The organism is Streptomyces sp. NBC_00249 (assembly GCF_026342355.1).
Lineage (GTDB): Bacteria > Actinomycetota > Actinomycetes > Streptomycetales > Streptomycetaceae > Streptomyces.
Window position 1 is genome coordinate 90133 of the sequence record NZ_JAPEMV010000013.1, and the last position, 14168, is coordinate 104300.

Consider the following 14168-nt stretch of genomic DNA (forward strand, 5'->3'; position numbering starts at 1 on the left):
CTCATACGGGCCGGTAGCCGCCAGTACGAGCCACAAAGGAGTGAGTACCGGCCACGACGCCTCGCACAAGTGCCCCCGCGGAACGCCGGAGACGTCCCGCGGGGGCAACGGACGAATGATCAGCCGCCGAGCGCGCCGCCCGCGCCTCCGGCGTACTCGTCCGAGGTGGACGCTCCGTCGGAGTTCAGGTGGACGACACCGTAGTCATAGGCGTGACGGCGGTAGACGACGCTGGGCATCTTGGTCTCGGAATCCACGAACAGGTAGAAGTCGTGGCCGACCAGTTCCATTTCGTACAGGGCCTGGTCGAGGGACATGGGTCCGGCGGAGTGGGTCTTCTCGCGGACGATGAGGGGGCCTTCGCCCTGCACTTCGAGGGAACCGATCCGGCGGATCGGGACAGCGCCCTCGACTTCCTCGCCGACCGGTTCGCCATTGGCGTTGAGCTGGGCGACGCCCGGCACCACGTCGGCGACCTCCGCCGCCGAGAGCCGGCCGCTGCCGCGGCGGGTGAAACGCTTGTCGTGCTGCTTGCGCAGCCGGGCCTCCAGCTTGTCCTGAGCCAGGTCCAGCGCCGCGTACGGGTCGGCGGCGGCGGCCTCGGCACGGATCACCGGGCCCCGCGAACGCAGGGTGATCTCCACGCGGTCGGAACGGTCGGCCTGACGCGGGTTGTGCTCCTTGGACACCTCGACGTCCAAGCTGATCACCTTGGCGTCGAGCTTCTGGATCCGCTCGGGATTCAGCTTCTCGGCCACGTGCTTGCGGAACCGCTCGGGCACCTCGGTCTTGCGGCCCTTGACGACGATGTCCACGCAGAACTCCGTTCCCGGAGAGCCTCACCTCGTGCGGCGAAGCGTCTCCCTTTCGCACCAGACCCCGGTGAACACCGGAGCCTCGGACTTGGCGACTTTCACCTCCTCCTCCCCCATCGGCAAGATCTACATCCCACCGACTTCGGAGTAGAGAGACACACCCTCTGACACGAAGATTCCAAAACGGGCGGACTGGTGCTCCGATACCTGGGGCCCAAGGATCGCCAGTTCCTCACAACCGAACATATCTCTCAAAGCCGGTTGTCGGCACCCGCTACCGGAACATACCTCCGTTCAGGTGGCTGTTCCCTCTTACTACCTGCAACGTTGCGCATTCCCCAGCAGTTCCAAATCTATTCACAAGATTTTTGCCCTGTACGAGTTGCCGACCGGATCCGTCCGTACGAACCTGCCTCCACGAACGACTCCGCCGGCGCCGCCACCACCGCGGCCGCCCCCACCCCCAGCCCGGCCGCCCGCAGCGCCCGCGCCGCCTCCGCCAGGGTGGCCCCGGTCGTGATCACGTCGTCCACCAGCACGATCCGGGCCCCGGCCGTCAGCCGCGCACCCCCCGGGCACACCTCCAGGGCCCCCGCGAGGTTCTCCAGCCGCTCCCGGGCCCCCAGGCCCGCCTGGTCCGCGACGGCCCGGCGCAGCCGCAGTACGGGCGCCACCCGCGCGGCCGTACCGGCCCGGCGCAGCCGCCCCGACGCGGCCAGGGCGATCCTGCGCGCCGGGTCGTGGCCGCGCGCCCGTACGGTCCGCCGCGCGGACGGCACCGGCACCAGCGCCAGCTCCCCGTCAGCCCCCACGGCCCCGCCGCCCCCGGCCCGGCCGGTACCCGCCTGGAGTACCGCCGCCGCCAGGGCGCCCCCGAGCGGACCGGCCAGCGGCAGCGCCCCGCGCTCCTTGTGGGCCAGTACGACGGCCCGTACGGCCCCCTCGTACCGGGCCCCCGCGCACACCGCCGGCAGCCCCTCAGGCCCCGCCCGCCGCGCCCGCCGCACGTCCGGGCGCACCGGCCCCGCCCGGGCGCCGCTCAGCGCCGCCCGGCAGCCCGCGCACAGCACCTGCCGCGCCGCCCCGCAGCCCGCGCAGCCGGCCGGCAGCACCAGCCCGGCCAGCTCCTGCCACCACTCCCGCGCACATCCCCGCATCCGTCCACGGTGACGGGGACGCGACGCCCCCGCGACCCCTGTGGACAACCGCCCGCGAGCACGCTCAGCCCGGGTACACCGGCGCCCGGCCGCCCGCCGCCACCGTGCGCCACTGCGCCCCCGGCGGCAGCCACACGATCCCGTCCTCACGGGAGAGCGCCACCACCGGCTTCGCCTCGTCCTCGGCGGCCGCGATGGCGGTCAGCCCGGTCGCCCCGGGCAGGCTCGCCGCCACCATCGAACCGTCGGCCAGCATGTAGCGGGCCTGGTCGACGCCGCCGCTCTCGCGGCCCACCACCAGCAGCCGGCCGCGCGGCGCCCAGCTCATCGCCGTCACCTCGGCCATCTGCGGAGCGGCCGGGCGCAGCTCGCGCACCGACAGCGGCGAGGCGTCCGCTTTGCCCTCGGGGCGTTCGATCCGCCCGATGTACAGGTTCTTGCGCCCGCCCTCCTTCTCGATGAGCAGCGCGAGGCGCACTCCGTCGGGGGAGGCCTTCAGGGAGCTGATCCGTCCGCCGTCCAGCCCGGCGACCTCGACCTTCTGCGGGGTCCCGGTGCCGCCGGGGATCCGCCACAGGCCCTGGGTCTGCGGGTCGGCGTCCGCGATCCACAGGTCGCCCTGGGCGTCCCAGCTGGGCGCGGACAGCTTCCCGGACTTGCTGTTGAGCAGGGGCGCCGGCATCGGTCCGGCGGTGGTCAGCGTCACCACGTACAGGCCGTGCCCGTCGTCGGAGACCACCGCCGCGCGCTTCTCGTCGTAGGTGATGGCCGCCGAGCCCACCTTGAAGCCGTTCGCGGTGGCCAGCGGTCCGGGAGCGGGTTCCGGCTTGTCCTGCTGCTGTTCGTCGGCGCCGGCGTTGAGGACCATCCGTACGAGGCGGGAGTCCTTGTCGACGTAGTACTGGTGCTCCGGGGACGGCGGCCGGTTGGCGATGACCGTCGCGGCCGAGCCGGTGACCCAGCACAGCGAGGACTTGCCGTCGGAGCGCAGCAGTTCGACCCGGTCCAGCCGGGAAGCCGTCAGGTCCCGGACGGTGTACAGCAGTTGGGTGGCCATCTTCTGGCACTGCGGCTCGGAGGTCTCCGCGTTCCTGTTGAGCGGGACGCGCAGCGTGTTCTGGCCGTCGTAGGACAGGGACTTGGTGCCCTCGCGCAGGGCGCTCCCGGTGGGGAAGGCGGTGGAGACGACCGGCCCGAGCCACTTGGAGGGGCCGGCGAGCAGCGACTGCACGGTCTGCGTGGTGGGGTCCATGCGGGAGTCGGGGTCGCTGCGCTGGCGCACGTACACGGGGTCCGCGACGAGCGTCTTGCCCGCGAAGTAGTACTTGTTGACGGGCTTGTAGATGCGCTGGAAGTCGGACTCGGAGAGCACGAGGCTGCTGGGCGGGGTCGCGATCCGCCACTGCTTGTTGACCTGGACCAGCTGGAGGAACTCCTCGTAGCGGCTGCCGCCGGTCTCCGGCTGGTACGCGCTGCGCTCGTCGACGGTCGCGAGCTTCTTCCCGTACACCTTCCAGCGGGGGCCGTCGGGGTCCTTCTCGCCCTGGACGGGGACCCGGTCGAGGCCGGCGGACAGGACGGTGACGGCCGAGCCGGGCTTCCAGTCCCTCGCGGCGTCCTCGGTGAGGTACTTGCGGGCGGTCGCCAGCTGCGGGTCGTCGCTGGTCATCGCCTCCAGGAAGCCGTCGACGATGTCGGCCGGGCTGGCCTTGTCGGCGGGCGGTACGCCGAAGACGCGCACCTGGGAGTCCACGCCCTGCGAGGCCTCCACCCGGCGGATCTCCCCGCGGTCGGGCATGGAGGCGCAGCCCGCCACCAGCAGGGCGACGGCGGTGAGGGCGAGCAGGCCGAGCGTCCCGCCGGCCCCGCCGGCCCCGGCGGTACGACCCGGTCTGCCCGTACGATCCGTGCCGCCCCCCACGCGTTCAGCGTCCTCCACCGGATCCATCCTCCTGTGCTGCTCCCTGATCGGCGGGCCTGGCCACGACCCGGGCGCCGTTGCCGGGCAGCGCCGTGGGGTCGGCGGGCACCGGCATGGCGGTGGTGACCGCGGGCCTCGGCGGTATCGGCGAACGGTCGGGCCGTTCGGCGGGGTGCGCGCCGGTCCCCGCGGCGCCCTGGGCGGCCTCGGCGGCGGCCCGGGCCCGGTTGCCCCGCGAGTCCTCGGGCTCCAGCGGGATCGGCGATCCGCGCAGCGGCTCGTCGGCGGTGCGCGGCAGGGTCAGGCGGAACTGCGAGCCGCCGCCCGGCTCGCCCCAGGCCTGGAGCCAGCCGCCGTGCAGCCGGGCGTCCTCGACGGCGATGGACAGGCCCAGGCCCGTACCGCCGGTCGTGCGCGCCCGCGCCGGGTCGGCGCGCCAGAAGCGGTTGAAGACGCGGGTGGCCTCGCCGGGCTTGAGCCCGACCCCGTAGTCGCGCACGGCCACGGCGACGGCGCCGCCCGCCGAAGCGAGGCGGACCACGACGTCGCGGCCCTCGCCGTGCTCCACCGCGTTGACGACGAGGTTGCGCAGCACCCGCTCGACGCGCCGCGAGTCGGCCTCGGCGATGACGGGCTGGGTGTCCCCGAGGACCCGGATCCGGGTCCCCTTGTGCTCGGCGAGCGGTTCGGCCCCGTCGATGACGCGGCGTACGACGTCCCGCAGGTCGATGGGCTCCGCCTCCAGGGCGGCCGCGCCCGCGTCGAACCGGCTGATCTCCAGCAGGTCGGCGAGCAGCGACTCGAACCGGTCGAGCTGCCCGGCGAGGAGTTCCGCGGAGCGGGCGGTGATCGGGTCGAAGTCGACCCGGGCGTCGTGGATGACGTCGGCGGCCATCCGTACGGTCGTCAGCGGGGTGCGCAGCTCGTGGGAGACGTCGGAGACGAAGCGGCGCTGCATCCGCGACAGCTCCTCCAGCTGCTGGATCTTGTGCTGGAGGTTCTGGGCCATCCGGTTGAAGGCCTCGCCCAGACGGGCGATGTCGTCCTCGCCGGTGACCTTCATCCGTTCCTGGAGCCGCCCCGCCGAGAGCCGCTCCGCGATCCCGGCGGCCATCCGCACGGGCGTGACGACCTGGCGCACGACGAGCCACGCGATGGCGCTGAGCAGCACCACGACGAACAGCCCGGCCGTGGCGAGGGTGCTCTTGACCAGGTTGAGGGACTCCTCCTCCTGGGTCAGCGGGAAGAGGTAGTACAGGTCGTACGGGTCCCCGTTGATGTCGGTGAGCCGCTTGCCGACGACGAGCGCCGGCTCGGGCGCCTTCTCCCCGGCGCCCGCGGTGTAGCGGATCTCGGAGAAGGTCTTGAAGGTGCCGGTGGTGTGGTTGACGGCCCGGCGCAGCTCGATGGGGACGCTGGCGGTGGGGTCGACGTTGCCGGAGGCGCGGGCGCCCTTGACGCCCTGGACGGCGGGCCCCTGCCCGCCCTGGCCCTGCTCGCCGGTGCCCGCGCCGAGCGCGGCGACCTCGAAGGCCGTCTGACCGCCACTGGCGAGCTGCTTGACGAGCGAGTTCATCCACGTACTGGCGTCCCGGCCGACCTTGTTGTCGGTGGCGTCGGGCCCGTCCACCGCGGACGGGGTGTTGGCCTTCTCCTGTGCGACCGCGAACCCGCCCGCGGCCTGGCTCTGCGCGGCCTCCTCCTTGGCGTCGAGGAGCCCCTTGCTGACCGAGGCGACGACGACGAAGCCGAGCGCGAGGACCACGGCGAGCGACATCAGCAGGGTCGCCGCGACGACCCGGAGCTGGATGTTGCGCCGCCACAGCCGGACAGCCGGAAGCAGCGGCCGGCGTACGAGGCGTACGCACAGCCGCAGCACGGGATGGCCGGCCACTCCGTCGGGCAGCAGCCGGCCGCCCCGCGGGGCTCCCCTGCGGGAGCCGTCCCGGGAACCGCCGGGCTGCACGTCAGCTGGGTCCGGCCTTGTAGCCGACACCGCGCACCGTCACGACGATCTCGGGGCGCTCCGGGTCCTTCTCGACCTTGGAGCGCAGCCGCTGCACATGCACGTTGACCAGGCGGGTGTCCGCCGCGTGCCGGTAGCCCCAGACCTGCTCCAGCAGCACCTCGCGGGTGAACACCTGCCAGGGCTTGCGGGCCAGCGCGACCAGCAGGTCGAACTCCAGCGGGGTCAGGGCGATGGAGGCGCCGTCGCGCTTGACCGAGTGCCCGGCCACGTCGATGACCAGGTCACCGATGACCAGCTGCTCGGGTGCGGGCTCCTCCGACCGGCGCAGACGGGCCCTGATACGAGCCACCAGCTCCTTCGGCTTGAACGGCTTCACGATGTAGTCGTCGGCCCCGGACTCCAGGCCGACCACGACGTCCACCGTGTCGCTCTTGGCGGTGAGCATGACGATCGGCACCCCGGACTCGGCCCGGATCAGCCTGCACACCTCTATGCCGTCCCGTCCGGGCAGCATGAGGTCGAGCAGCACCAGGTCCGGCTTCGCCTCCCGGAAGGCAGCCAGTGCCTTGTCACCGTCCGCTACGAACGACGGCTCAAAACCTTCTCCACGCAGCACAATGCCGAGCATCTCGGCCAGCGCGGTGTCGTCGTCGACGACAAGGACTCGTCCCTTCATGCTTGACATCATCCCATTAGCTAATCGTTACCTGGCGGTGAGCTGTCCCACAGCCAAAAGGGCTGGAAATCGCCCCTCGGACCTGCGTGGTGATCAGGACGACCAGTCTGCCCCGGATCCGCGCGACAATTGAAGGGACCGGCGGTCCCAGATCCTGGGGGACGACTGGTCCGTTCGGTGATCTCCCGTGGCACGATGGCAGCCGACCAGCGCGCCCGCCACGGCAGGTGCACGTGAAGGAGCGACGATGAACGACTCTCCGGGCTGGGCCACGCCCGGGTCCCCGTCCGACGGCCAGGGCTCCGACGGCACCCGGCCGCCCGCGCAGCCCTCCGGCTCCGGCGACGGCAAGTGGTCGGCGACGCAGCCCCCGCCCGGCCAGTGGGCGGGCCCCGAGTCGGGCCAGGCGGTCCCTCCGCAGCAGCAGGGCCCCGGCTGGGGCTCGTACGCACCCCAGCCCGGCCAGTACCCCGGCCCGCAGCCGGGCACCCCGCACGGGGCCCCGTACGGCTACCCGGGCGCCCCCGGCTGGGGCGGCCCGCCCCCCGCGGCGAAGCCCGGCGTCATCCCGCTGCGCCCGCTCGGCCTGGGCGAGATCCTGGACGGCGCGGTCAGCACCCTGCGCGGCCACTGGCGCTCCGTGCTCTCCGTCAGCCTCGTCATCGCCGCGCTGTCCCAGCTCGCCATGCTGTTCGTGGAGCGCTGGACGATGGACACCGTCCCGCTGGGCACCGACGGAACGCCCCCGACGGCGTCCCAGACCGTCGACCTCATGGGCGACAGCCTCATCGTCTACGGCTTCCAGTACTACATCGAGTTCCTCGGCCTGATCCTCCTCACCGCCCTGCTGGCGCCCGTCGTCAGCCGCGCGGTCCTCGGCAAGGGCTCCACCCTCGCCGGCACCCTGAAGGCCGCCCGCCCGCTCACGGGGCAGCTGCTCGCCCTGACCGGCCTGCTGCTCCTGGGCGCCCTGGCCGCGGGCCTCCTGCCGACCCTGCCCGGCATCCTGACCGGCAGCATCGCCCTGACCCTGCTCGGCATCCCCGTCGCGGGCGTGCTCCTGAGCTGGTTCTGGGTGACCTTCGTGCTGGCGCCGCCCGCCTTGATGCTGGAACGTGGCACGGCCCTCGGAGCCATGAAGCGCTCCGCCAAGCTGGTCAAGGGCTCCTGGTGGCGCATCTTCGGCATCAGCCTGCTCACCGGCCTGATCCGCGGCATCACCGCCATGATCATCGCGATGCCCTTCGCCGCGATCGCCGTGGTCGTGGCCCCCGGCGGCCTCGACTCGCTCCTCGACGGCTCCCTGGCCCGCAGCTGGTCCTTCCTGATCATCAGCGCGATCGGCGGGGTCGTCGGCACCACCGTCACCCTGCCGATGCAGTCCGGCGTGACGACCCTCCTCTACGTCGACCAGCGCATCCGCCGCGAAGCCCTCGACCTGGAGCTCGCCCGCGCGGCCGGCCAGGAGGGCTGAGCCGCTGATGAGCACGGGGGGACTCATCGTCACGGCCGCCGCGGCCCTGCTGCCCGGCGGCGAGGCACCACCGCTGACGACACCGCGCGACGCCGCCCGTGAGGCGGCGGAACGCGAACTGGCGAAGCGCGCCTACCACCAGAACGACCCGGGCCTCCTCGAGAAGGCCCTGGACCGCTTCTGGGAGTGGCTCGGCGACCTCTTCGACGGCGCCGCCCGGGCCACGCCCGGCGGCGGCTTCGGCCTCCTCGCCGTCGCCGCCCTCGCCGCACTGGCCGTCGCCGCCCTGTGGTGGCGCCTCGGCTCCCCCCGCCGCGGCCCCGCCGGCGCGGGCACCCTGTTCGACGAGGGCCCGCGCAGCGCCGCCGACCACCGCACGGCCGCCGACGCCCACGCCGCCGCCGGCCGCTGGACCGAGGCCGTCCAGGAACGCATGCGCGCCGTCGTCCGCTCCCTCGAGGAACGCACCCTCCTCGACCCCCGCCCGGGCCGCACCGCCGACGAGGCCGCCGCCGAAGCCGCCGTCTCCCTGCCCGACCACACGGCCGAGCTCCGCGCGGCCGCCCGCGCCTTCGACGACGTCACCTACGGCGGCCGCACCGGCGACCCCGACACCTACGCCCGCCTCCGCACCCTCGACCTCACCCTGGCCCGCACCAAGCCCCTCCTGACGGGCCCCCAACCATGACCCAAGACCCCAACGCCACCCCACCGCCCCCCACCCCCCACTCCCAGGCCACACCCACGGACAGCGGCAGCGGCAGCGGCAGCGGCAGCGGCAGCGGCAGCGGCAGCGGCAGCGGCAGCGGCAGCGGCAGCGGCAGCGGCAGCGGCAGCGGCAGCGGCAGCGGCACACCGAACCCTGTCCCGCCCGGCCAGGGCAAGGGCACGCCGAACCCCGTCCCGCCCGGCCAGGGCACCGGCACAGGGCACCCCCTTGCCCCACCAACGCCCGGCCAGGGCAAGGGCACCGGCACGGGAACCTCCACCGCCCTCACCCGCCGGCAGCTCTGGCTCCGGGCCCGCGGCTTCCTCCTCGCCCTCGGCATCCTGCTCGCCGCCGCCGTCCTGCTCGCCGGGCTCCAGGCGGGCGACCACCACGGCCGCCTCGACCCCCGCTCCGCCGACCCCGAAGGCAGCCGGGCCGTCGCCGAGCTCCTCAAGGAGCGCGGCGTCACCACCCGCGTGGTGACCAACGCCGCCCAGGCCGCCGAAGCCGCCGGCCCCGGCACGACCCTCCTGGTCGCCGACCCCGACCTGCTCGGCGAGCCCCAGCGGCGGGTGATCCGCTCCGCCATCGACCTCTCCGGAGGCCGCACCGTCCTCGTCGCCCCGAGCGGCGTCAGCCTCCCCGACCTGGCCCCCTCCACCGGCACCCGGCCCTCCGCCCACCACGGCAACGGCCTCGAACCGGACTGCGCCCTGCCCGCCGCCCGCACCGCCGGCCGGGCCGTCACCGGCGACGGCATCCGCTACACCACCGACCTCCCCGGGGCCACCGCCTGCTACCCCGACGACGGCCACCCCACCCTCCTCGTGCTCCCCAGCTCCACCAAGGGCGGCGACACCGTCCTCCTCGGCTCCGACGCGGTCCTCCTCAACGAGAGCCTCGCCGAGCAGGGCAACGCCTCCCTCGCCCTCCAGCTCCTCGGCTCCCGCCCCGAGCTCGTCTGGTACCTGCCCACCCTCGCGGACATGGCCGCCGACGGCCCCGCCGAGGAGAAGGGCCTCCTCGACCTCGTCCCCGACGGCTGGACCTGGGCCCTGCTCCAGCTGTTCGTCGCCGCCGTCCTCGCCGCCCTCTGGCGTGCCCGCCGCCTCGGCCCGCTCGTCACCGAACGCCTGCCCGTCGTGATCCGCGCCTCCGAGGCCACCGAGGGCCGCGCCCGCCTCTACCGCAAGGCCTCCGCCCGCGACCGCGCCGCCACCGTGCTGCGCGCCGCCACCCGCGAACGCCTCGCCGCGCTGACCGGCGTGGCGGCCTCCCAGGCCCACGACCCGGCCACCCTGGTCCCCGCCGTGACGGCCCGCCTCACCGGCGGCCCGCAGGACCCGGCCACCCTCCTCTTCGGCACCACCCCCGCCGACGACGCGGCACTCGTCGCGCTCGCCGACCACCTCGACGCCCTCGAAAGAGAGGTCCGCACCTCATGACGGCCACCACGGACAGCGCCCGTTCCTCCCTGGAAGCGCTCCGCACCGAGATCGCCAAGGCCGTGGTCGGCCAGGACTCCGCCGTCACCGGCCTCGTCGTCGCCCTCCTGTGCCGCGGCCACGTCCTCCTCGAAGGCGTCCCCGGCGTCGCGAAGACCCTTCTGGTCCGCGCGCTCGCCGCGTCCCTCTCCCTCGACACCAAGCGCGTCCAGTTCACCCCCGACCTGATGCCGAGCGATGTCACCGGCTCCCTCGTCTACGACGCCCGCACCGCCGAGTTCTCGTTCCAGGACGGCCCGGTCTTCACCAACCTCCTCCTCGCCGACGAGATCAACCGCACACCCCCCAAGACCCAGTCCTCGCTCCTCGAAGCGATGGAGGAGCGCCAGGTCACCGTCGACGGCACCCCGCGCCGCCTGCCCGAGCCCTTCCTCGTCGCCGCGACCATGAACCCGGTCGAGTACGAGGGCACGTACCCCCTCCCCGAAGCCCAGCTGGACCGCTTCCTCCTCAAGCTCACCGTTCCCCTCCCCTCCCGCGAGGACGAGATCGGCGTACTGACCCGGCACGCCGCCGGCTTCGACCCCCGCGACCTGCACGCCGCGGGCCTGCGCCCCGTCGCCGGCCCCGAGCAGCTGGAAGCCGCCCGCAAGGCCGTCGCCGGGACCACCGTCTCCCCCGAGATCACCGCCTACGTCGTCGACATCTGCCGCGCCACCCGCGAGTCGCCGTCCCTCACCCTCGGCGTCTCCCCCCGCGGCGCGACCGCCCTGCTGGCCACCGCCCGCGCCTGGGCCTGGCTCACCGGCCGCGACTACGTCACCCCCGACGACGTGAAGGCCCTCGCCCTGCCGACGCTGCGCCACCGCGTCCAGCTGCGCCCGGAGGCGGAGATGGAAGGCGTCACCCCGGACTCGGTGATCACGGCGATCCTCGCCCACGTCCCCGTCCCCCGCTGATGGCCCTCACCGGACGCGCCGCCCTGCTGGCGGCCCTCGGCAGCCTGCCCGTCGGCCTCCTCGAACCGAGCTGGACGGGCCTCCTCGCCGTCAACGGCTCCCTGGCCCTGGCCTGCGCCGTCGACTGCGCCCTCGCCGCCCCCGTACGCCACCTGCGGCTCACCCGCTCGGGCGACACATCGGTCCGCCTCGGTGAGCCGGCGGACGTCCACCTCACGATCACCAACCCCGCCAAGCGCCCCCTGCGCGCCCGCGTCCGCGACGCCTGGCCCCCCAGCAGCTGGCAGCCCGGCTCGGAAACCCCCGCGTCCCGGCACCGGGTCACCGTCCCCGCCGGCGAACGCCGCCTGCTGACGACCCGTCTGCGCCCCACCCGCCGAGGCGACCGCAAGGCCGACCGCGTCACGATCCGCTCGTACGGCCCCCTCGGCCTGCTGACCCGTCAGGGCTCGCACACCGTCCCCTGGACGGTCCGCGTCCTGCCCCCGTTCACCAGCCGCAAGCACCTCCCCTCACGCCTGGCCCGGCTGCGCGAACTGGACGGCCGTACCAGCCTCCTGACGCGCGGTGAGGGCACCGAGTTCGACAGCCTGCGCGACTACATCCCGGGCGACGACACCCGTTCCATCGACTGGCGTGCCACCGCCCGCCAGCAGAAGGTCGCCGTCCGCACCTGGCGTCCCGAACGAGACCGCCACATCCTGATCTGCCTGGACACCGGCCGCACAGCGGCGGGCCGCGTCGGTGACGCCCCCCGCCTGGACTCCGCCATGGACGCGGCCCTGCTGCTGGCCGCCCTGGCCGTACGCGCCGGCGACCGCGTGGACCTCCTGGCCCACGACCGCCGCCCCCGCACCCTGGTCCAGGGCCGCTCGGCGGCCGACACCCTCCCGGCCTTCGTCAACGCGATGGCCTCCCTCGAACCGGAACTCGTCGAGACGGACTCCCGCTCCCTGGTCTCCACCATCCTCCGCAGCGCCCCGCGCCGCTCCCTGGTGGTCCTCCTGACCAGCCTGGACGCGGCCCCCGTCGAGGAGGGCCTCCTCCCCCTCCTCCCGCAGCTCACCCAGCGCCACACGGTCGTCGTGGCCTCGGTCGCCGACCCCCACATCGCGGAGATGTCGGCCGCCCGCGGCTCCCTGGACGCCGTCTACGAGGCCGCGGCCGCCACCCAGACCCAGTCCCAGCGCCGCCGCACCGCCGAACAGCTCACCCGCCACGGCGTCCACGTGGTCGACGCCACCCCGGAATCCCTCCCCCCGTCCCTGGCAGACACCTACCTCGCCCTGAAGGCCGCCGGCCGCCTCTAGTGCTGTGACCGTCCCGGCCTGGACACGTTGAGCACGGCACCCACCAGGAGGACACCATGGCCGACCTCACCCCGGAACAGCTGCGCCGCATGCACGACTTCGCGGAGCAACGAGCCCCACGGCTCCCCACGGGCTGAACGTCGCGCGGCTGCGCCGTCAGATCGAGGCCCAGACACCCGAGGTGAAGGTCACGGTGCACAGCGACCCCTCGGACGGGCCCGACGGCATCCGGTACCGCAAGAAGGTCCCGTACTCCTTCGGGGACACCGTCACCGCCGGCCGCTGGACGCTCGACACCAGCACACTCAAGAGCTACCCGGCCGACTGGTAGGCCCAGCCCGAGCCCACCTCACTCGAAAAGACCCGTAAACGCAGAAAAGCCCCGCACCAGTTTCCTGGTGCGGGGCTTTCCCACAATGATTGTTCGGCGGCGTCCTACTCTCCCACAGGGTCCCCCCTGCAGTACCATCGGCGCTGAAAGGCTTAGCTTCCGGGTTCGGAATGTAAACCGGGCGTTTCCCTAACGCTATGACCACCGAAACACTATGAAGTTAACCAACCGGGCATGGACACGGTTCGTTACTTCAGAACTAACACAGTGGACGCGAGCAACTGAGGACAAGCCCTCGGCCTATTAGTACCAGTCAGCTCCACCCGTTACCGGGCTTCCACATCTGGCCTATCAACCCAGTCGTCTACTGGGAGCCTTACCCTCTCAAGGAGGTGGGAATACTCATCTTGAAGCAGGCTTCCCGCTTAGATGCTTTCAGCGGTTATCCCTCCCGAACGTAGCCAACCAGCCATGCCCTTGGCAGGACAACTGGCACACCAGAGGTTCGTCCGTCCCGGTCCTCTCGTACTAGGGACAGCCCTTCTCAATATTCCTACGCGCACAGCGGATAGGGACCGAACTGTCTCACGACGTTCTAAACCCAGCTCGCGTACCGCTTTAATGGGCGAACAGCCCAACCCTTGGGACCGACTCCAGCCCCAGGATGCGACGAGCCGACATCGAGGTGCCAAACCATCCCGTCGATATGGACTCTTGGGGAAGATCAGCCTGTTATCCCCGGGGTACCTTTTATCCGTTGAGCGACGGCGCTTCCACAAGCCACCGCCGGATCACTAGTCCCGACTTTCGTCCCTGCTCGACCCGTCGGTCTCACAGTCAAGCTCCCTTGTGCACTTACACTCAACACCTGATTGCCAACCAGGCTGAGGGAACCTTTGGGCGCCTCCGTTACCCTTTGGGAGGCAACCGCCCCAGTTAAACTACCCATCAGACACTGTCCCTGATCCGGATCACGGACCGAGGTTAGACATCCAGCACGACCAGAGTGGTATTTCAACGGCGACTCCACAACCACTGGCGTGGCTGCTTCAAAGTCTCCCACCTATCCTACACAAGCCGAACCGAACACCAATATCAAACTGTAGTAAAGGTCCCGGGGTCTTTCCGTCCTGCTGCGCGAAACGAGCATCTTTACTCGTAGTGCAATTTCACCGGGCCTATGGTTGAGACAGTCGAGAAGTCGTTACGCCATTCGTGCAGGTCGGAACTTACCCGACAAGGAATTTCGCTACCTTAGGATGGTTATAGTTACCACCGCCGTTTACTGGCGCTTAAGTTCTCAGCTTCGCAACCCCGAAAGGTCACTAACCGGTCCCCTTAACGTTCCAGCACCGGGCAGGCGTCAGTCCGTATACATCGCCTTACGGCTTCGCACGGACCT

At 72.2% G+C, this 14168-nt stretch carries 11 protein-coding genes and 2 rRNA genes; 6 read left to right on the forward strand and 7 right to left on the reverse strand.

All coding sequences use genetic code 11. From position 1 onward, the window contains the following. Positions 1-119: 119 nt before the first annotated feature. The 5 genes from raiA to mtrA form a co-directional block, all read right to left on the reverse strand. Positions 120-815, reverse strand: coding sequence for a ribosome-associated translation inhibitor RaiA (gene raiA, locus OOK31_RS38325; protein WP_267092073.1), 696 nt, complete (start codon positions 813-815; stop codon positions 120-122). Between the two features lie 353 nt (positions 816-1168). After that, positions 1169-1972: a ComF family protein gene (locus tag OOK31_RS38330; protein WP_267092074.1), complete on the reverse strand. Its 804-nt coding sequence runs from the start codon at positions 1970-1972 to the stop codon at positions 1169-1171. A 64-nt stretch (positions 1973-2036) separates the two neighbouring features. Continuing rightward, entirely contained in the window at positions 2037-3911 is a 1875-nt protein-coding gene (locus OOK31_RS38335; RefSeq protein WP_323188306.1) for an LpqB family beta-propeller domain-containing protein, read from the reverse strand. Next, entirely contained in the window at positions 3898-5772 is a 1875-nt protein-coding gene (mtrB, locus tag OOK31_RS38340) for an MtrAB system histidine kinase MtrB (RefSeq protein ID WP_323188308.1), read from the reverse strand. Before mtrB ends, OOK31_RS38335 begins: the two co-directional genes overlap by 14 nt. A gap of 88 nt (positions 5773-5860) precedes the next feature. Then, positions 5861-6550, reverse strand: a complete 690-nt coding sequence (mtrA, locus tag OOK31_RS38345; RefSeq protein WP_323188307.1) for a two-component system response regulator MtrA — start codon at positions 6548-6550, stop codon at positions 5861-5863. A gap of 235 nt (positions 6551-6785) precedes the next feature. Between mtrA and OOK31_RS38350 the strand changes: the two genes are divergently transcribed. The 6 genes from OOK31_RS38350 to OOK31_RS38375 all read left to right on the forward strand — a co-directional run bounded on the left by OOK31_RS38350 (position 6786) and on the right by OOK31_RS38375 (position 12766). Next, a complete protein-coding gene (locus OOK31_RS38350; protein WP_267092076.1) occupies positions 6786-8012 on the forward strand; it encodes a hypothetical protein in 1227 nt (408 codons plus the stop codon). Positions 8013-8019: 7 nt separating this feature from the next. Continuing rightward, positions 8020-8700 carry a DUF4129 domain-containing protein gene (locus tag OOK31_RS38355; RefSeq protein ID WP_267092077.1) on the forward strand — a complete coding sequence of 227 codons (681 nt, stop codon included), beginning with the start codon at positions 8020-8022 and terminating at the stop codon, positions 8698-8700. Next, positions 8697-10166 (forward strand): DUF4350 domain-containing protein, encoded by a 1470-nt coding sequence (locus tag OOK31_RS38360; protein WP_267092078.1) that lies wholly within the window; start codon positions 8697-8699, stop codon positions 10164-10166. The genes OOK31_RS38355 and OOK31_RS38360 overlap by 4 nt, the downstream gene beginning before the upstream one ends. Beyond that, complete coding sequence (locus tag OOK31_RS38365) at positions 10163-11125, forward strand: MoxR family ATPase (protein WP_267092079.1); 963 nt, start codon at positions 10163-10165, stop codon at positions 11123-11125. Before OOK31_RS38360 ends, OOK31_RS38365 begins: the two co-directional genes overlap by 4 nt. After that, positions 11125-12435, forward strand: coding sequence for a DUF58 domain-containing protein (locus OOK31_RS38370; RefSeq protein ID WP_267092080.1), 1311 nt, complete (start codon positions 11125-11127; stop codon positions 12433-12435). Before OOK31_RS38365 ends, OOK31_RS38370 begins: the two co-directional genes overlap by 1 nt. A 181-nt stretch (positions 12436-12616) precedes the next feature. Beyond that, positions 12617-12766, forward strand: a complete 150-nt coding sequence (locus OOK31_RS38375) for a hypothetical protein (protein WP_267092081.1) — start codon at positions 12617-12619, stop codon at positions 12764-12766. A 91-nt stretch (positions 12767-12857) separates the two neighbouring features. Here OOK31_RS38375 and rrf read toward each other — a convergent pair. Together rrf and OOK31_RS38385 are read right to left on the reverse strand one after the other, a co-directional pair. Beyond that, a 5S ribosomal RNA gene (gene rrf, locus OOK31_RS38380) occupies positions 12858-12975 on the reverse strand. Between the two features lie 74 nt (positions 12976-13049). Further along, positions 13050-14168 (reverse strand): 23S ribosomal RNA (locus tag OOK31_RS38385); the annotation flags it as partial.